The sequence below is a fragment of the Enterobacter sp. 3U4 genome (assembly GCF_057224565.1).
Map to the genome: position 1 here is coordinate 2544910 of NZ_CP136665.1, position 18261 is coordinate 2563170.

The window sequence follows — 18261 nt, forward strand, 5'->3', positions numbered from 1 at the left end:
ACACCGGACCGATTATGATGCAGATAGTAAAATCGTTTTTCTTGCTTGTAGTTCTGGCGACCGCCGCGCTCTTTATGCCGCACGCGAAAGCTTCTTGCCAAACGCCGAGTCTGCCCGCGCTGCTATCACTCGCGTCGATTTCGGTCCCCACCAGCCTGCCCGTAGGGTCGACCATTCAGGGAACTGAACGCACTATTCACATATCGGGAAACTGTTACTACGCGCCGGATGCGGGTCAGCCAATCATCGCGTGCTACAACGGCTTCGGCAAAGAGATTCCAGGGATCCCCGGCGTCTATGATACAGGCGTTGCTGGTGTCGGCATCTCGCTAAGAAATGATAAAGGACAGCGCGTGACCGGCGCGGCGGACCAGATATGTTCGGCGAACACGCCCGTAGGCCAGGTCTCCGGCACGATAAACAGCGACTCTTCCATCCCGTTTAGCTTTGACGTGATGCTGGAACTGGTAAAAACCAGCGAAACCGTGGCTTCTGGCGCACTGACAATGAGCAATACGCAATTCAACCTTGCAGTTGAAAAAATTGAGGCCCTGAATGATCCTAACACCCTCTCTTACTCAGGCAATGTTCAGGTAAAAGCTGTGACATGCACGGTGTCACCTAAATCCCTGACCATCACGCTGGGTGATTTTCCGGTGAGCCGCTTTACCGGGGCAGGAAGCGTGGTTTCCCAATCGATATTCAGTATCGACATGCTCTGCGATCAGGATGTACAGCCGGAGATGATGATCACCAGCGCCAATGGCTATGAAACGAATTTTCCTGGCGTGATCAAATTGACGCCGGAAAGCGGCGTGGCGACCGGCGTGGGGGTGAAAATGCTCTTTAACGGCCAGACACCTGTTTTCGGGCAATATATGAATACCTTTACCACCTATGCCAATGTCCAGTCGCAATATCCCTTCAGCGTCTCTTACGAACAAACCAGCCCGGAGGTGACGCCCGGAACGGCGAATGCCGTCGCAACCATTACGGTGGCTTACAAATGAAAACGTTATTAACCCTTTTACTGATTGGAGTGGCCAGCCAGAGCCTGGCGGAAGAGATTCAACTCGATATTCGCGGAAACATTTACGCCAACGCCTGCCAGGTGGACAGCGCCAGTCAGAACCTGACGGTCAATCTGGGCACAGCGAATACCGGCGATTTTAAGGATGTGGGCGATACCGGACAATGGAAATCATTCAACTTAACCCTGTCGAAATGCCCAACCACTTCCATGCTGGCTACGGCCACCTTTCACGGTCAGCCAGACAGCATTCATCCGACTAAATTCGCCAGCACCGGAACCGCGAAAGGACTGGCGCTGGAGCTTGCCGACCCGCAGGATCAGATCACGCTTGCCCCGGACGCCAGCTTCAGCGTGATGATCAACCGGAACAATCACACGGCGGATTTCCCGCTGGCCGCCCGCTATTACGCTACCTCAATGCCCGTCACCGCAGGCACATTCAACAGCGTGGTGCAGGTGACCTTCACTTACCAGTAGGACCGCGCCCCTTAGCACGGAGGCTTTTCCTGCGCCCGGCAGTCAGTGTTGCCGGGCGTTTTTTTACCTCAGGCACCTCCGGCTGTTCAATCGGAAAGATCGGCAGCGCGTTTAACAACCTTTGGCCGTAATTTTTGGTGAGCAGACGTTTGTCATAAATCACCACCTCGCCCCAGCAGCCGTGGCTACGAATCAGGCGCCCAACCTGCTGAATCAGGTTAAACGACGCCGCAGGTAAACTCTGCACTTCAAACGGATAGCGGTTGAGGCTTTTCAGCCACTCCCCTTCGGTGATCACTACCGGGCTGTCTATGGGCGGGAAGGCGATTTTGTGGATATGCACCTGAGTCAGGTAGTCACCTTTCAGATCCAGACCTTCAGCAAAGGACTGCAAACCCACCAGCACGCTGCGCTCGCCGTTATCAATGCGCTTGCGGTGGGTTTCCACCAGCCGGTATCGCGGCTGATCGCCCTGCACCAGCAGGAGTAAACGCAAATCGGTGACGTGCTCAAGGAAGCGCTGCATCGCCCGCCCGCTGGCAAACAGCACCAGCATGCCGGGGTACTTTTTACTTTCGACCTGCTCGCGGAAGTAGGCCGCCATTTCAGCGATGTGCTGCTCTTCGTTGTCGATGAGCGGCTCGAATTTCATTCGCGGAATGACCAGCTTCCCCTGCTCGCAGTGGTTAAACGGCGAGTCCAGCGCCACGAAACGGTCGCCCGCTTTCTCTTTTAGCCCGCTCATCTCCTGCAAACGCGAAAAACTGTTCAGGGAGCGCAGCGTGGCGGAGGTGACTACCACGTGCGGCACGCTGCGCCAGATGAGCTTTTCCAGCTGATCGGCCACGCGGATGCCCACGCAGTGGAAAAAGAGATGGACCTGCCCGTCCCGCACTTCGCGGGTGGCCCATTTGGTGACGGGCGCGCCGGACGCCTGCGCCATCGAGGCCAGCCGCCAGAGCTTGCTCTGCGCTTCAAACATGCCGAGCGCACGGTTCATTTGCAAAAGGATACGGTGCAGGCGAACAACGTCATGCGAGCCGGTTTTCTCGCTGAGATCGTTTAAGAACATCTCCGCCAGCCCGCGCAGTTTTTCCAGATGCTTCGCCAGCTGCTGGCAAATCTCCATCACCTCGTCCGGCAGCTCGCCCATCGCAAAGCGGTGTTCGGCTTCCTGGGCTGCGGGAAGATAAAGATTCAGGATGTTGTTCAGGGATGAAATGAGGCTATAGACCTCTTCGCAGTGGTCGCTCAGCCGCTCCGGCACCGCCAGCGGCGGCGTGGTTTTCGGGCGGAACTGCTCCATGCAGGTGGCGACAAGCTTGCAGAAGAGATCCAGCTGCAGGCGGAACCAGGGCGCGGTAATTTCCGCGCTCATCTCCAGCGCGTCGCGCGCCACGTCGGGCAGATGGTGTCCTTCGTCGAGCACCAGCAGCAGGTTTTTGGGTTCCGGCAGCACCGCTTCGCTCTCTAGCGCCGCCATCACCAGGGCGTGGTTAGCCACAACCACCTCCGCCTCCTGGATCTCACGCCTGGCGACAAAGAACGGGCACTCGCGGTAGTAGTGACAGTTGCGGTTCAGGCAGCTGGCTTTGTCCGTGCTGAGCCTGCGCCACAAATCGTCGCTGATGGCTTTATCGGTGTGATCGCGCAGGCCGTCCCATTTGTAGCCATCGAGATCGCCTTTCAGCGTTGCGCAGAGCTCCTGCTCGGCTTTGTTGTTTGGCGTGAGATCGTCATCGAGGAACGCCAGCAGATCCTGTTGCGACGCCTCGCTGCTGGCAAGCCCTGCCAGATTACGCGGACAGACGTAACGCCCGCGCCCAAAGGCGGCCGTAAACCGCAGGTCGGGGATGATTTTGCGCAGCAGTGGCAGGTCTTTGCTGAAAATCTGATCCTGCAGCGCCACGTTGGCGGTGCTGACCACCAGCGTTTTGTCCTCTTCCCGCGCAATGGCAATGCCGGGAATGAGATACGACAAGGTTTTCCCGACGCCGGTCGGGGCTTCAATCGCCAGATGTCGCCCGTCGTCCCCGGCGAGCGTTTTTGCCACGTCAGCAATCATCTGCCGCTGCGGCGCTCGGGGGATAAAGTCGGGGATCTGCTGTTGTAGCGCCTTGTACCATGCGCCAATTTGCGCCTTGAGCGCAGCGGTTAAAGCCATTGGAAAACCTGAAATACTGTATAAACAGACACTATTGTGGCACTTTCTCTTCGCTGCCGCAAAAAGAAAAGCCCGGCTTTAAGACCGGGCTTCCAGATTACTGCGGGTTAGCAGGTTTACGCGGGCGGCGTCGACGCTGCCCTTCCCCTGCCGGTTTCCCTTCACCGCTGCGCCACGGGCTTTCACCCGCCGGTTTGCTGTCGTTGTTGCGACGCGGTGGTTTGCCGGACGATTTCGGCGCGCCGCCTTCGGCACGACGCGGCTGCTGACCGCGACCGCCACCGCCCTGGCCACGTCCACCGCCGCCCTGACGACCGTTCTGAATCGGCTCGGCTTTGATTGACGGATCCACTTTGTAACCCGGGGTTTCGATGCGCGGGATCTCTTTCTTCAGCAGACGTTCGATGTCGCGCAGCAGCTTGTGCTCGTCCACGCAGACCAGAGAGAGCGCTTCGCCGGTTGCCGCCGCGCGGCCGGTACGGCCGATACGGTGAACGTAATCTTCCGGCACGTTTGGCAGCTCGTAGTTCACCACGTGCGGCAGCTCTTCAATGTCGAGGCCACGGGCAGCGATGTCGGTCGCCACCAGCACGCGGATGTCGCCGGATTTGAAGTCCGCCAGCGCGCGGGTACGCGCGCCCTGGCTCTTGTTACCGTGGATCGCCGCGCTGCGGATGCCGTCTTTATTCAGCTGTTCCGCCAGGTGGTTGGCACCGTGCTTGGTGCGGGTAAAGACCAGCACCTGCTGCCAGTTACCCTGACCGATCATCTGGGAGAGCAGTTCCCGCTTGCGCTTTTTATCCACAAAGTGAACGTGCTGCGTCACCTGCTCGGAGGCGGTGTTGCGGCGCGCCACTTCTACTTCCAGAGGGTTATGCAGCAGCTTTTCTGCCAGCGCCTTGATCTCGTCGGAGAAGGTCGCAGAGAAGAGCAGGTTCTGACGACGCGCAGGCAGCTTGGCCAGCACGCGACGAATGTCGTGGATGAAGCCCATGTCGAGCATGCGGTCGGCTTCGTCCAGCACCAGAATTTCAATGCTATCAAGCTTAACCGCGTTCTGGTGTTCCAGATCCAGCAGACGACCCGGCGTTGCTACCAGCACGTCCACGCCGCCGCGCAGCTTCATCATCTGCGGGTTGATGCTGACGCCGCCGAAAACCACCAGCGAGCGAATGTTGAGATAGCGGCTATAGTCACGCACGTTCTCGCCAATCTGCGCCGCCAGTTCGCGGGTTGGGGTGAGGATCAGCGCACGAACCGGACGGCGGCCTTTGGCGTGCGGCTGATTTTTTACCAGCAGCTCTAACAGCGGCAGCGTAAAGCCCGCGGTTTTGCCGGTGCCGGTCTGAGCGCTCGCCATCAGGTCACGGCCCTGAAGAACGGCAGGAATAGCCTGCTGCTGGATTGGGGTTGGCTCAACGTAGCCCTGCTCTGCGATCGCGCGCAGAATTTCCGGGTTCAGGCCAAGGGAATCAAAAGACATAAAAACTCCGAACCGCCCCGACCATCACAGGTGTAGTTTTCAGGGAGATATAACGAATAGGGGAGGACAAAAACCACAATGTCGCGAAGGAGCGGAGTGTAGCAGCTTTTGTGACGTGGCGCATAAAATATCCCTCCGCATTCCCTCGACGTTAGCGGGAATCAGGCATAATCTTAATCAATCGATTGATTAATTCTTAATGCCGCCATGAATACGACCCCCACAACAACCAAAGGTGAACAGGCCAAAAATCAGCTTATCGCCGCCGCGCTGGCGCAGTTTGGTGAGTACGGGCTGCATGCGACCACGCGCGACATTGCCGCGCTGGCCGGGCAGAACATTGCGGCGATTACCTACTATTTTGGCTCAAAAGAGGATTTATATCTCGCCTGCGCCGAGTGGATCGCCGATTTTATCGGCACGCAGTTTCACCCGCACGTTGAGGAAGCCACCGCGCTGCTCGGCCAGCCGTCCCCCGATCGCGAGGCCATCCGCCAGCTGATCCTCAATGCCTGCCACAGCATGATCCGCCTGCTGACGCACGACGATACGCTCAACCTGAGCAAGTTTATCTCCCGGGAGCAGCTCTCCCCCACAGCCGCCTATCAGCGGGTACACGATCGGGTCATTGCCCCGATGCATACCCACCTGACCCGGCTGATCGCCGCCTATACCGGGCGCGATGCCAGTGATACCGAGACAATTTTGCATACCCACGCCCTGCTGGGTGAAATCCTTGCCTTCCGTCTGGGCAGGGAAACCATCCTGTTACGCACCGGCTGGACACAATTTGATGAGGATAAAGCCGCGCAGATTAGCAAGGTCATCGCCTGTCATCTCGATCTGATCCTGCAAGGCTTAACGCAAAGGAGCCTGAAGTCATGAAAAAACCTGTCGCCATCATTCTGGTGGTTGTTGTTTTGCTTGCCGCTGGAGTCGGTGGATGGCTGTGGTATCAGAGCCATCAGGATAAAGGCCTGACGCTGTACGGTAACGTGGATATTCGCACGGTAAACATGAGCTTCCGCGTGGGCGGACGTCTCGCCTCGCTGAACGTTGACGAAGGCGATGCCATTAAAACCGGGCAGACGCTGGGGATGCTGGATAAAGCGCCCTATGAGAATGCGCTGCTGCAGGCCAAAGCGGGCGTATCCGTCGCTCAGGCGCAGTATGATCTGATGCTGGCGGGCTATCGCGACGAAGAGATCGCTCAGGCCGCCGCCGCCGTTAAGCAGGCGCAAGCCGCCTATGACTACGCGCAGAATTTCTACGCGCGCCAGCAGGGGCTGTGGAAAAGCCGCACCATTTCCGCCAACGATCTGGAAAATGCGCGCTCGTCCCGCGACCAGGCGCAGGCCACGCTGAAGTCAGCGCAGGATAAATTAAGCCAGTACCACACCGGTAACCGCCCGCAGGATATCGCCCAGGCGAAAGCCAGCCTTGAACAGGCGCAGGCGCAGCTGGCTCAGGCCGAGCTGGATCTGCACGACACCACGCTCATCGCGCCGTCTGACGGCATGCTGATGACCCGCGCCGTGGAGCCGGGCAGCATGCTCAGCGCGGGCAGCACCGTCTTAACGCTCTCCCTGACCCGCCCGGTCTGGGTACGCGCCTACGTTGACGAGCCGAATCTCGGCCAGATGCAGCCGGGCCGCGAGCTGCTGCTCTATACCGACGGTCGCCCGGACAAGCCGTACCACGGCAAGGTGGGCTTTGTCTCCCCTACCGCCGAATTCACGCCGAAAACCGTTGAAACACCGGACCTGCGTACCGACCTCGTGTATCGCCTGCGCATCATCGTGACCGATGCGGATGACGCCCTGCGTCAGGGCATGCCCGTCACCGTAAAAGTAGACAACGGGGAACGACATGAATGACGCGGTTATTCAGCTCAACAATCTGGTTAAACGCTTCGCGGGAATGGACAAACCGGCCGTTGCGCCGCTGAACTGCACCATTCAGAAAGGCTATGTGACCGGGCTGGTCGGCCCGGACGGCGCGGGGAAAACCACGCTGATGCGGATGCTGGCCGGGCTGCTGAAGCCGGATGAAGGCAGCGCCAGCGTGCTTGGCCTTGACCCGATAAAAGATGACGGCGCGCTCCACGCCATGCTCGGCTATATGCCGCAGAAGTTTGGCCTGTATGAAGATCTGACGGTGATGGAAAACCTGAACCTGTACGCCGACCTGCGCAGCGTCACCGGCGAAACCCGTAAGAAAACCTTCGCCCGCCTGCTGGAGTTTACCTCCCTCGGCCCGTTCACCGATCGGCTGGCGGGCAAGCTCTCCGGCGGGATGAAGCAGAAGCTGGGGCTGGCCTGTACGCTGGTAGGCGAACCAAAGGTGCTGCTGCTGGACGAGCCCGGCGTCGGCGTAGACCCGATTTCCCGCCGTGAATTGTGGCAGATGGTGCACGAGCTGGCGGGCGACGGGATGCTGATCCTCTGGAGCACCTCCTACCTCGACGAAGCGGAACAGTGCCGGGACGTGCTGCTGATGAACGAAGGCGAACTGCTTTATCAGGGCGAGCCGACGACGCTGACGCAGAGCATGGCCGGACGCAGCTTCCTGCTGCACAGCCCGCAGGCGTCCAACCGCACGCTGCTGCAGCGGGTGCTCAAGCTGCCGCAGGTCAGCGACGGGATGATTCAGGGCCGCTCGGTGCGGGTGATCCTCAAAAAAGAGGCCACCGTCGACGATATTCGTCATGCGCCCGGCATGCCGACGATTGAGATGGAAGAGACGGCGCCGCGTTTTGAGGACGCGTTCATCGACCTGCTGGGCGGCGCGGGGACGTCAGAGTCGCCTCTTGGCGCAATCCTGCACACGGTGGAAGGCACGCCGGGCGAAACGGTGATTGAAGCCAAATCCCTCACCAAAAAGTTCGGGGATTTCGCCGCCACCGATAACGTCAATTTCGCGGTAAAACGCGGCGAGATCTTTGGCCTGCTCGGGCCGAACGGCGCGGGAAAATCGACCACCTTTAAGATGATGTGCGGCCTGCTGGTGCCGACGTCCGGCAAGGCGCTGGTACTGGATATGGACCTGAAGGTCAGCTCCGGCAAGGCGCGCCAGCATCTCGGCTATATGGCGCAGAAGTTTTCGCTGTATGGCAACCTGACGGTCGAACAGAATCTGCGCTTTTTCTCCGGCGTGTACGGCCTGCGCGGGCGGGCGCAGAACGAGAAAATCCGCCGCATGAGCGACGCCTTCGGATTAACCAACATTGCTTCCCACGCCACCGACGAGCTGCCGCTCGGCTTTAAGCAGCGGCTGGCGCTTGCCTGCTCGCTGGTGCACGAGCCGGATATTCTGTTTCTTGATGAACCCACTTCCGGCGTTGATCCCATTACCCGCCGCGAGTTCTGGCTGCATATCAACAGCATGGTAGAAAAAGGCGTGACCGTGATGGTGACCACCCACTTCATGGACGAAGCGGAGTACTGCGACCGCATCGGGCTGGTGTATCGCGGCAAGCTGATTGCCCACGGTACCCCGGACGATCTGAAAAGCCAGGCCGCAGACGATGAGGTCCCGGACCCGACCATGGAGCAGGCGTTTATCACCCTCATCCACGACTGGGATAAGGAGAATGCCCATGCGCAGTAACGCCATTTCCTGGCGCAGGGTGCGCGCGTTGTGCATAAAAGAGACGCGGCAGATCGTGCGTGACCCCAGCAGCTGGCTGATTGCGGTGGTGATCCCCCTGCTGCTGCTGTTTATCTTTGGCTACGGCATTAACCTGGACTCCAGCAAGCTGCGGGTCGGGATTTTGCTGGAGCAGCAGAGCGAGGAGGCGCTGGACTTTACCCACGCCATGACCGGCTCTCCCTACATTGACGCCACCATCAGCGACAGCCGCCAGGAATTGATCCAGAAGATGCAGGCCGGGAAAATTCGCGGTCTGATCGTCATTCCGGTGGATTTTGCCGCCAACATGGCGCGGGCGAATACCGATGCGCCGATCCAGGTCATCACCGACGGCAGCGAGCCGAACACCGCGAACTTCGTGCAGGGCTATGCGGAGGGGATCTGGCAGCTCTGGCAGATGCAGCGCGCCGAAGACCGGGGCGAGACGTTCAACCCGCTGATCGACGTGCAGACGCGTTACTGGTTTAACCCTGCCGCCATCAGCCAGCACTTTATTATTCCGGGCGCGGTGACGATTATCATGACGGTAATCGGCGCGATTCTGACCTCGCTGGTGATCGCTCGCGAATGGGAGCGCGGCACCATGGAGGCGCTGCTTTCAACCGAAGTGACGCGCGTCGAGCTGCTGCTGTGCAAGCTTATTCCCTACTACTTCCTCGGCATGCTGGCGATGCTGCTCTGTATGCTGGTGTCAGTCTTTATCCTCGGCGTGCCGTATCGCGGCTCTCTGGTCGTGCTGTTCTTTATCACCAGCCTGTTTTTACTCAGTACGCTGGGCATGGGGCTGCTTATCTCCACCATCACCCGCAATCAGTTTAACGCCGCGCAGGTAGCGCTGAACGCCGCTTTTCTGCCGTCGATTATGCTGTCCGGGTTTATCTTCCAGATAGACAGTATGCCTGCGGTGATCCGCGCCGTGACCTACATCATCCCGGCGCGCTACTTCGTGAGCACGCTGCAAAGCCTGTTCCTGGCGGGGAATATTCCGGTAGTGCTGATTATCAACACCCTGTTTTTGATGGCGTCGGCGGTGATGTTTATCGGGTTGACGTGGATGAAAACCAAACGGCGGTTAGATTAAGGAGCGCGCATGTTTCACCGATTATGGACGTTGATACGCAAAGAGCTGCAATCCCTGCTGCGCGAGCCGCAAACTCGCGCCATTCTGGTCTTGCCGGTGTTGATCCAGGTTTTGCTGTTCCCGTTTGCCGCCACCCTTGAGGTGACCAACGCCACCATTGCCATTTACAACGAAGACAACGGCAAACATTCCGTCGAGCTGACGCAGCGCTTTGCCCGTGCGAAGGCCTTTACCCACGTCCTGCTGCTGAAAAGCCCGCAGGAGATCCAGCCCACCATCGACACGCAAAAAGCGCTGCTGCTGGTGCGGTTCCCGGCGGATTTTTCCCGCAACCTGGATACTTTCCAGACCGCGCCAATGCAGCTGATCCTCGACGGGCGTAACTCCAACAGCGCCCAGATAGCGGCCAACTACCTGCAGCAGGTGGTGAAGGATTACCAGCAGGAGCTGATGGAGGGCAAACCGAAGCCCAACAACAGCGAGCTGGTGGTGCGCAACTGGTACAACCCGAATCTGGACTACAAGTGGTTTGTAGTGCCGTCGCTGATCGCCATGATCACCACTATCGGGGTGATGATCGTGACTTCCCTTTCCGTGGCCCGCGAGCGCGAACAGGGCACGCTGGACCAGCTGCTGGTCTCCCCGCTCGCCACCTGGCAAATTTTCGTCGGCAAAGCGGTACCGGCGCTGATCGTCGCGACGTTCCAGGCCACCATCGTGCTGGGGGTGGGAATTTGGGCCTATCAGATCCCGTTTGCCGGTTCGCTGGCGCTGTTTTACTTCACGATGGTGATTTACGGGCTGTCGCTGGTGGGGTTTGGACTGCTGATCTCGGCGCTCTGCTCGACGCAGCAGCAGGCGTTTATCGGGGTCTTCGTCTTTATGATGCCCGCGATTTTGCTCTCGGGGTACGTTTCGCCCGTCGAGAACATGCCGGTATGGCTACAGGATCTGACGTGGGTAAATCCGATTCGGCACTTTACGGACATCACCAAGCAAATCTATCTGAAGGATGCGAGTCTGGATATTGTCTGGGGAAGTTTGTGGCCGCTACTGGTCATCGCGGCCACGACGGGCTCAGTGGCGTACGCGATGTTTAGACGCAACATTGCGTAGCTTTTTCTCTTTGGTCAGCAACGAGACCACCGCAGGCCCTGCGAGGATAGCCAGACCCGCCAGGGCCAGCAGCAGGTTGTTTTGCAGCACGCGCGACAGCAGCCAAAGCACAATCATCGCGGCACCAAAATACCAGGTGGTGGTGAGCTCTTCGAGCACATCACCCACCTCGCGCCAGCGCGCTTCATGGTGGCGCTGTAAGAACAGCATCGACAGCACGGTGACGCCGTAAAGGACGCATAGCCCCAGGCCAACACGCACCAGCGTGCCGCTCATCCAGCCCATCACCAGTACGGCCACGACCAGTAAATGCAACATTATCTGCCAGCAACTCAGGCCAGTTGCGACACGAACACGTTGTTGCCACTTCATGGCTTCTCTCCTGAAGGATTTTTCTCTGCATAATCAGACTACCGCACTTTACGGAAAATTCCGTAACGCCGCATCTTTTTGTGACGCCGACTACACTTTATTTTCATTGGGATAGTCACTCAGGAAGGAGCTTATGACTCAAAAAATGCAGCATTTCTCGCTTAAGGTGCTGACGATAAACATTCATAAGGGCTTCACAGCATTTAACCGCCGCTTCATTTTACCGGAGCTGCGCGACGCGGTGCGCACCGTCAGCGCGGATATTGTCTGCCTGCAGGAGGTAATGGGCGCACACGAAGTGCATCCGCTTCACTTTGAAAACTGGCCCGACACGCCGCACTATGAATTTCTGGCCGACACCATGTGGAGTGACTACGCCTACGGCCGCAACGCGGTCTATCCGGAAGGGCATCACGGAAATGCGGTGCTTTCCCGCTACCCCATAGAACATTACGAAAACCGCGACGTTTCCGTCGGGGAGAGCGAAAAACGCGGCCTGCTTTACTGCCGCATTAGCCCGCCCGACCTTGAGCTGCCCATCCATGTCGGCTGTGTTCATCTGGGCCTTCGAGAAGCCCATCGTCAGGCGCAGCTGAAAATGCTGGCCGAATGGGCCAACGCGCTTCCCGAGGGTGAACCGGTAGTGGTGGCGGGCGATTTCAACGACTGGCGACAGCGGGCCAACCATCCGTTGAAGGTAGAAGCCGGACTGGAGGAGATTTTTACTCGCGCCAACGGCAGGCCTGCGCGCACGTTTCCGGTCCGTTTCCCGCTGCTGCGGCTTGACCGCATCTACGTAAAAAATGCCCATGCCAGCAGCCCGACCGCCCTGGCGCTTCTCAACTGGCGGCATCTTTCCGACCACGCCCCGCTCAGCGCGGAGATCCACCTATGAAATGTTCCTGGCAGGAAGGCAACCGGATCACGCTCCTGGTCAACGGGGACGAGTACTATCCGGCCGTGTTTAAGGCGATTGATAACGCCCAGCAGAAGGTGATCCTCGAAACCTTTATCTGGTTCGAAGACAACGTCGGCAAGCAGCTGCACAGCGTGCTGCTGCGCGCCGCACAGCGCGGCGTCAAAATTGAAGTGCTGCTGGATGGCTACGGCTCGCCGGACCTCAGCGATGCGTTCGTCAATGAACTGACCGCCGCGGGGGTGGTGTTCCGCTATTACGATCCCGGCCCTCGCCTGTTTGGCATGCGAACCAACCTTTTCCGCCGAATGCACCGCAAAATTGTGGTGGTGGATGAGACGGTGGCGTTTGTCGGCGGCATTAACTACTCGGCTGAGCACATGTCCGACTACGGCCCGGAGGCGAAGCAGGACTACGCCATTCGTATTGAAGGCCCGGTGGTGCAGGACATTTTGCTGTTTGAGCTGGAGAACCTGCCGGGGAAAGAGGCCGTTCGCCGCTGGTGGAGACGCCGCCATCGCCCGGAAGAGAACCGGAAGCCCGGCGAAGCGCAGGCCCTTTTCGTCTGGCGGGATAATGGCGAGCACCGGGACGACATTGAACGTCATTATCTCAAGATGCTCGCCAACGCGAAGCGCGAAGTGATCATCGCTAACGCCTACTTCTTCCCGGGCTATCGTCTGCTTCATGCCATGCGCAATGCGGCCCGACGCGGCGTGCGCGTGAAGCTGATCGTGCAGGGCGAGCCGGATATGCCGATCGTCAAAGTCGGGGCGCGGCTGCTGTATAACTATCTGGTGAAGGGCGGCGTACAGATCTACGAATATCGCCGCCGACCGCTGCACGGCAAAGTCGCGCTGATGGACGATCACTGGGCAACCGTGGGCTCCAGCAACCTCGATCCGCTGAGCCTGTCGCTTAACCTTGAAGCCAACCTGATCATTCACGATCGCCAGTTTAATCAGACCCTGCGGGATAACCTGCAGGCGTTGATCGTTAACGACTGCGTGCGCGTGGACGAATCCATGGTCCCCAAACGCACCTGGTGGAACCTGGGCATCAGCGTGGTGGTGTTCCACTTTCTGCGGCATTTCCCGGCTATGGTCGGCTGGCTGCCGGCGCATACGCCCAAGCTGGCGCAGGTGGACCCGCCGGTACAACCTGAAATGGAAACCCAGGACCGCATAGAAGCGGAAGACGGAGGCAAACCCTGATGTCGAAATCGCATCCGCGCTGGCGGCTGGCAAAAAAGATCCTGACCTGGCTGTTTTTCATTGCGGTCGCGGTGCTGCTGGTGGTCTACGCGCAGAAAGTTGACTGGGAAGAGGTGTGGAAGGTCATCCGCAACTATAACCGGATGGTGCTGCTGGGCGCGACGGGGCTGGTTATCGCGAGCTATCTGATGTACGGCTGCTATGACCTGCTGGGTCGGGCCTACTGCGGCCACAAGCTGGCCAAACGTCAGGTGATGCTGGTGTCGTTTATCTGCTACGCCTTTAACCTGACGCTGAGCACCTGGGTCGGGGGGATTGGCATGCGCTATCGCCTCTACTCGCGGCTCGGCCTGCCGGGCGGGACAATTACGCGTATTTTTTCCCTGAGCATTACCACCAACTGGCTGGGCTATATCCTGCTCGGCGGGGTGATCTTCACCATCGGCGCGGTGCAGCTGCCCGCGCACTGGTATATCGATGAGGCCACGCTGCGCATTCTGGGCATCGTACTGCTGCTGATTATCGCCGTTTATCTGTGGGCCTGCGCGTTTGCCAGACGCCGTCACATGACCATTAAAGGGCAAAAGCTGGTGCTGCCCTCATGGAAGTTTGCGGTGCTGCAGATGGCCGTCTCCAGCGCCAACTGGATGGCGATGGGGGCCATTATCTGGCTGCTGATCGGCGAGGACGTGAATTACTTCTTCGTGCTGGGCGTGCTGCTGGTGAGCAGTATTGCCGGGGTGATTGTGCATATTCCGGCGGGGATCGGCGTGCTGGAGGCAGTATTTATTGCCCTGCTGGCCGGGGAGCATGTTTCTCAGGGTGCCATCATCGCTGCCCTGCTCGCCTACCGCATGCTGTATTACTTCCTGCCGCTGGCGCTGGCAACGATCTGCTATCTGGGGCTGGAGAGTCGGGCGAAGAAGTTACGGGCGAAGAACGAAAAGGTAATGGCGAAATAAAAGCAAAACGGCAACCTTGTTGCCGTTTTAGTGTTTGTTCCCTCTCCCGTGGGAGAGGGTCAGGGTGAGGGCATCAGACTGCACCGCCCCCCTGCAATACAACCTTAACGACGGTTGCCTAAAATCCGCAGCAGCATCAGGAACAGGTTGATAAAGTCCAGATAAAGCGTCAGCGCGCCCAGAATCGCGTATTTGCGCAGGTTTGAACTATCGCGCACGTCGATCTGCTCGCCGATGTTTTTCAGCTTCTGGGTGTCATACGCCGTCAACCCAACGAAGATCACCACACCGATATAGGTCACAGCCCACATCAGCGCTTCGCTCTTCAGCCACAGGTTCACCAGCGACGCCAGCACGATCCCAATCAGCCCCATAAACAGCATGCTGCCGAAGCCGCTCAGATCGCGCTTCGTGGTGTAGCCGTAGAGGCTCATTGCGCCGAACATCCCGCCGGCCACCACGAAGGTGCTGGCGATGGAAGAGTAGGTGTAAACGATGAAAATGCTGGAAAGCGTCAGCCCCGTCAGCGCCGAATAGAGCATAAACAGGGTTGTTGCCATGCCTGCACTCAGCTTTTGCACCAGACCCGAGAGCACAAACACCAGCGCCAGCTGCGCGATAATCAGCCCAAAGAAGGTGATTTTGCTGGAGAAGATAAACATCATCAGCTCCGGCGTGTTCGCCGCATACCACGCGATGAACGCGGTAAGCAGCAGGCCAACCGTCATCCAGCCGTACACCTGAGCCATATACGTCTGCAGGCCGCTACGGGTCTGCTGTACTATTGAATCGGAACGCGGAAATCGGTCCATGATTCACTCCTGATTAAGATTAAGTAGACACACTCGTTAAGAGTAACACATCCACGTAAACCGACTACCAACGGCTGGCCGCTTGTTTATCGCTGTCGCGCGATTCAACCCAGCGGTCACCTTCCGGCGTGGCTTCGCGCTTCCAGAACGGGGCTTTGGTTTTGAGGTAATCCATAATGAACTCCCCAGCGGCAAACGCGCTGCCGCGGTGCGCGCTGGTCACTCCGACGAAGACAATCTCCTCGCCGGGCCACATCTCGCCGATGCGGTGAATCACCGTGACGCGGCCGAGCGGCCAGCGCCCCCGCGCCTCGTCAACAATCTCCGCCAGCGATTTCTCGGTCATCCCCGGATAGTGCTCCAGCGTCAGCGCCTTCACGCTGTCACCGAGGTTGTGGTTGCGCACCTTGCCGGTGAAGGTGACAACCGCGCCGTCTTCGTCACGCTCCGCCAGCCAGCTGTATTCGGTCCCCACGTTAAACCGCTCGGGGCTCACCAGAATTCGGGTTTCAGCCATCTTACCCCCCCGTTACTGGCGGGAAGAAGGCCACTTCATCCCCTTCGGCCAGCGGGTGAGTCAATTCCACCAGCGTCTGGTTAACGGCGGCCAGCAGCTTGCCTTCGTCCAGCGCCAGCGCCCAGCGGTCGCCCTGTGCCGCCAGATGCGCGCGCAGGGCAGCGACGTTTTCGAAAGACGCATCCAGCGTCAGGCTGTCGGTATTCACCAGCTCGCGCACCTGGGCAAAAAAGAGCACCTTAATCATGGCTGTCCACCTTAAAATCACCGGATTTGCCGCCGCTTTTTGCCAGCAGACGCACCGGGCCAATCACCATATCTTTCTGCACCGCTTTGCACATGTCGTAGATGGTCAGCGCGGCAACGGAGGCCGCCGTCAGGGCTTCCATCTCCACGCCGGTTTTGCCGGTTAAGCGGCAGAGTGACTCAATGCGCACGCGGCTCTGCTCCGGCTGGGCCTGCAGGTTCACCTCCACCTTGCTCAGCATCAGCGGATGGCACAGCGGAATGAGATCCCAGGTGCGCTTGGCGGCCTGAATACCCGCGATGCGGGCGGTGGCAAAGACATCACCCTTGTGATGGCTGCCGTCGATAATCATCGCCAGCGTTTCCGGCAGCATGGTGACGAACGCTTCCGCGCGCGCCTCGCGCACCGTTTCGGCTTTGGCGGAGACGTCAACCATATGCGCTTCGCCAGCGGCGTTAATGTGGGTCAGTTGTGACATAGCTTATTTCTTTAAATGGGGATGGAAATTACACGGACGGGTACGGGCGTCCAGCTGCGGGGCGATGATGTTTTCCCACGCGGTGCGGCAGGCTTTGGTCGAGCCCGGCATGGCGAAAATCAGGGTTTTGTTAGCCACGCCGGCAACGGCGCGCGACTGCAGCGTGGAGGTACCGATCTCTTCAAAGGAGAGCATGCGGAACACCTCGCCGAAGCCTTCCACCTCGCGGTCGAACAGCGGGATCAGCGCCTCGGGGGCCTGATCGCCTGCGGTAAAGCCGGTGCCGCCGGTGATTAGCACCACCTGCACCTCATCACTCGCAATCCACTGCGAAACCTGAGCGCGAATGGCGTAGCGGTTCTCCTTCACGATCGCTTTATCGACGATGTGATGCCCCGCGTCATGAGCCGCATCGCGCAGCCAGTGGCCGGAGGTATCATCCTCTTCGCCACGGCGGTCGGAAACGGTAAGGATAGCAATGCGTGTCGGGATAAATTCTGCGCTTACCTGACTCATTTTCTGATTCCTTCTTAAGCCTGATTACCCGCCGATGTAGGACAGGTTCTGAGTAATGCCGGTATTGCCCTGATGCAGGAAGTGGGTCTGTTTTTTATGCGTCAGCGCTTCAGAAATGCGTGCTTCAAGCGCGTCCTGCTGCGCATCGTCTTCCAGCAGATCGCGAAGGTCCACGCCGCCGTCGCCAAACAGGCAAAGGTGGAGCTTGCCAACGGAGGAGACGCGCAGGCGGTTGCAGCTGGCGCAGAAGTCTTTCTCATAGGGCATGATAAGCCCAATCTCACCTTCGTAATCAGGATGGCAGAAGACCTGCGCCGGGCCGTCGCTGCGCTGGCGGATCTGGTGGATCCAGCCGCGTTTCAGCAACTCGTCGCGCAGCACCATGCCGGAGATGTGATGGCGGCGGAACAGCTCGCTGCCCTCGCCGGTTTCCATCAGCTCGATAAAACGCAGCTGAATGGGGCGGGATTTGATCCACGCCAGGAAGGTATCGAGCTGGTGATGATTTACATCACGCATTAGCACCGTGTTGACTTTGACTTTTTCGAAGCCGGCCGCAAATGCCGCATCAATACCGTCCATGACCTGCTGGAATTTATCCTGCCCAGTAATGGCGTGGAACTGGCGGGCGTCCAGACTGTCCACGCTGACGTTAATGGCGGTTAAGCCCGCATCGCGCCAGGTGGCTACGTCGCGCGCCATGCGGTAACCGTTGGTGGTCACCGCAATCTGGCGGATACGTTCGTTTTCACGCACCGCGGCAATGATGTCGGGAAAATCGCGGCGCAGCGAGGGTTCTCCGCCGGTCAGACGCACTTTTTCGGTGCCGAGCTCAGAGAAGGCGCGCGTGACGCGGCGCACTTCATCTACGGAGAGAAAGCCGTTATTGGTGACGCTGCCCGGTTTGTAGCCGTCAGGCAGGCAGTAGGTGCAACGGAAGTTGCACACATCGGTAATCGACAGACGTAAGTAATAAAACTTACGCGCGAAAGCATCAGTAAGTTGTGAAGCCATGTACACCTTTCCAGATCGGGAGGCACAGTCATTTCTTTCTGTACCCTGGTGGCAAATTCGCCACGGCCAGAGCGCCATATCTTTCGACACAGGCACAAGGGCTAGAGTGTATGTTTTCAATTTTGAAAACGTGGTTAGGGCGATAGTAGCGCGGAAATTCTGACGGCGCCATTATCGCTTTACGCTATATAATCATCTATATAGCGAG

General features: G+C 58.7%; 19 protein-coding genes and 1 riboswitch. Of the genes, 10 read left to right on the forward strand and 9 right to left on the reverse strand.

What is annotated here, in order from left to right; translation table 11 throughout:
* The first annotated feature begins 14 nt into the window (after window positions 1-14).
* Together RVY89_RS12150 and RVY89_RS12155 are read left to right on the forward strand one after the other, a co-directional pair.
* On the forward strand, window positions 15-1010 hold the full coding sequence (locus RVY89_RS12150) for a fimbrial protein (protein WP_484825455.1): 996 nt from the start codon (window positions 15-17) through the stop codon (window positions 1008-1010).
* A complete protein-coding gene (locus RVY89_RS12155) occupies window positions 1007-1510 on the forward strand; it encodes a fimbrial protein (protein ID WP_484825456.1) in 504 nt (167 codons plus the stop codon). The genes RVY89_RS12150 and RVY89_RS12155 overlap by 4 nt, the downstream gene beginning before the upstream one ends.
* Here RVY89_RS12155 and dinG read toward each other — a convergent pair.
* The gene (gene dinG / locus RVY89_RS12160) at window positions 1497-3674 is read right to left on the reverse strand and encodes an ATP-dependent DNA helicase DinG (RefSeq protein ID WP_484825457.1); all 2178 of its coding nucleotides are present in this window, start codon (window positions 3672-3674) and stop codon (window positions 1497-1499) included. The genes RVY89_RS12155 and dinG overlap by 14 nt on opposite strands.
* A gap of 97 nt (window positions 3675-3771) precedes the next feature.
* On the reverse strand, window positions 3772-5157 hold the full coding sequence (gene rhlE / locus RVY89_RS12165) for an ATP-dependent RNA helicase RhlE (protein WP_484825458.1): 1386 nt from the start codon (window positions 5155-5157) through the stop codon (window positions 3772-3774).
* 207 nt (window positions 5158-5364) lie between these two features.
* Between rhlE and cecR the strand changes: the two genes are divergently transcribed.
* From cecR to RVY89_RS12190, 5 genes are read left to right on the forward strand one after another with little or no spacing between them, the layout of a single operon-like run.
* Window positions 5365-6042: a transcriptional regulator CecR gene (cecR, locus tag RVY89_RS12170; RefSeq protein WP_484825459.1), complete on the forward strand. Its 678-nt coding sequence runs from the start codon at window positions 5365-5367 to the stop codon at window positions 6040-6042.
* Entirely contained in the window at window positions 6039-7034 is a 996-nt protein-coding gene (hlyD, locus tag RVY89_RS12175) for a secretion protein HlyD (protein WP_484825460.1), read from the forward strand. The genes cecR and hlyD overlap by 4 nt, the downstream gene beginning before the upstream one ends.
* Window positions 7027-8766, forward strand: a complete 1740-nt coding sequence (locus RVY89_RS12180) for an ATP-binding cassette domain-containing protein (RefSeq protein WP_484825461.1) — start codon at window positions 7027-7029, stop codon at window positions 8764-8766. Before hlyD ends, RVY89_RS12180 begins: the two co-directional genes overlap by 8 nt.
* Window positions 8756-9889: an ABC transporter permease gene (locus RVY89_RS12185; protein WP_484825462.1), complete on the forward strand. Its 1134-nt coding sequence runs from the start codon at window positions 8756-8758 to the stop codon at window positions 9887-9889. Before RVY89_RS12180 ends, RVY89_RS12185 begins: the two co-directional genes overlap by 11 nt.
* Window positions 9890-9898: 9 nt before the next feature.
* A complete protein-coding gene (locus tag RVY89_RS12190; RefSeq protein ID WP_371898539.1) occupies window positions 9899-11005 on the forward strand; it encodes an ABC transporter permease in 1107 nt (368 codons plus the stop codon).
* Here the strand turns inward: RVY89_RS12190 and RVY89_RS12195 are convergent.
* A complete protein-coding gene (locus RVY89_RS12195) occupies window positions 10967-11377 on the reverse strand; it encodes a YbhQ family protein (protein WP_014883088.1) in 411 nt (136 codons plus the stop codon). The genes RVY89_RS12190 and RVY89_RS12195 overlap by 39 nt on opposite strands.
* A 133-nt stretch (window positions 11378-11510) precedes the next feature.
* Between RVY89_RS12195 and RVY89_RS12200 the strand changes: the two genes are divergently transcribed.
* From RVY89_RS12200 to RVY89_RS12210, 3 genes are read left to right on the forward strand one after another with little or no spacing between them, the layout of a single operon-like run.
* On the forward strand, window positions 11511-12272 hold the full coding sequence (locus RVY89_RS12200; protein ID WP_484825463.1) for an endonuclease/exonuclease/phosphatase family protein: 762 nt from the start codon (window positions 11511-11513) through the stop codon (window positions 12270-12272).
* A complete protein-coding gene (clsB, locus tag RVY89_RS12205) occupies window positions 12269-13507 on the forward strand; it encodes a cardiolipin synthase ClsB (protein WP_023343620.1) in 1239 nt (412 codons plus the stop codon). The genes RVY89_RS12200 and clsB overlap by 4 nt, the downstream gene beginning before the upstream one ends.
* Window positions 13507-14469, forward strand: a complete 963-nt coding sequence (locus RVY89_RS12210; protein WP_484825464.1) for a lysylphosphatidylglycerol synthase domain-containing protein — start codon at window positions 13507-13509, stop codon at window positions 14467-14469. Before clsB ends, RVY89_RS12210 begins: the two co-directional genes overlap by 1 nt.
* 104 nt (window positions 14470-14573) lie before the next feature.
* On the opposite strand, the gene RVY89_RS12215 is transcribed toward RVY89_RS12210, so the two are convergent.
* The 6 genes from RVY89_RS12215 to moaA all read right to left on the reverse strand — a co-directional run bounded on the left by RVY89_RS12215 (window position 14574) and on the right by moaA (window position 18053).
* The gene (locus RVY89_RS12215) at window positions 14574-15281 is read right to left on the reverse strand and encodes a Bax inhibitor-1/YccA family protein (protein ID WP_047347027.1); all 708 of its coding nucleotides are present in this window, start codon (window positions 15279-15281) and stop codon (window positions 14574-14576) included.
* A gap of 64 nt (window positions 15282-15345) precedes the next feature.
* Window positions 15346-15798, reverse strand: a complete 453-nt coding sequence (moaE, locus tag RVY89_RS12220; RefSeq protein WP_229225526.1) for a molybdopterin synthase catalytic subunit MoaE — start codon at window positions 15796-15798, stop codon at window positions 15346-15348.
* 1 nt (window position 15799) lies between these two features.
* The gene (gene moaD, locus RVY89_RS12225) at window positions 15800-16045 is read right to left on the reverse strand and encodes a molybdopterin synthase sulfur carrier subunit (protein WP_484825465.1); all 246 of its coding nucleotides are present in this window, start codon (window positions 16043-16045) and stop codon (window positions 15800-15802) included.
* Window positions 16038-16523: a cyclic pyranopterin monophosphate synthase MoaC gene (gene moaC, locus RVY89_RS12230; RefSeq protein WP_023292962.1), complete on the reverse strand. Its 486-nt coding sequence runs from the start codon at window positions 16521-16523 to the stop codon at window positions 16038-16040. The genes moaD and moaC overlap by 8 nt, the downstream gene beginning before the upstream one ends.
* A 3-nt stretch (window positions 16524-16526) precedes the next feature.
* Window positions 16527-17039 carry a molybdenum cofactor biosynthesis protein B gene (moaB, locus tag RVY89_RS12235; protein WP_221550734.1) on the reverse strand — a complete coding sequence of 171 codons (513 nt, stop codon included), beginning with the start codon at window positions 17037-17039 and terminating at the stop codon, window positions 16527-16529.
* 24 nt (window positions 17040-17063) lie between these two features.
* Complete coding sequence (moaA, locus tag RVY89_RS12240; RefSeq protein WP_104949073.1) at window positions 17064-18053, reverse strand: GTP 3',8-cyclase MoaA; 990 nt, start codon at window positions 18051-18053, stop codon at window positions 17064-17066.
* A riboswitch (molybdenum cofactor riboswitch) is annotated at window positions 18041-18174 on the reverse strand. Its footprint overlaps the gene before it by 13 nt.
* Window positions 18175-18261: the final 87 nt, after the last annotated feature.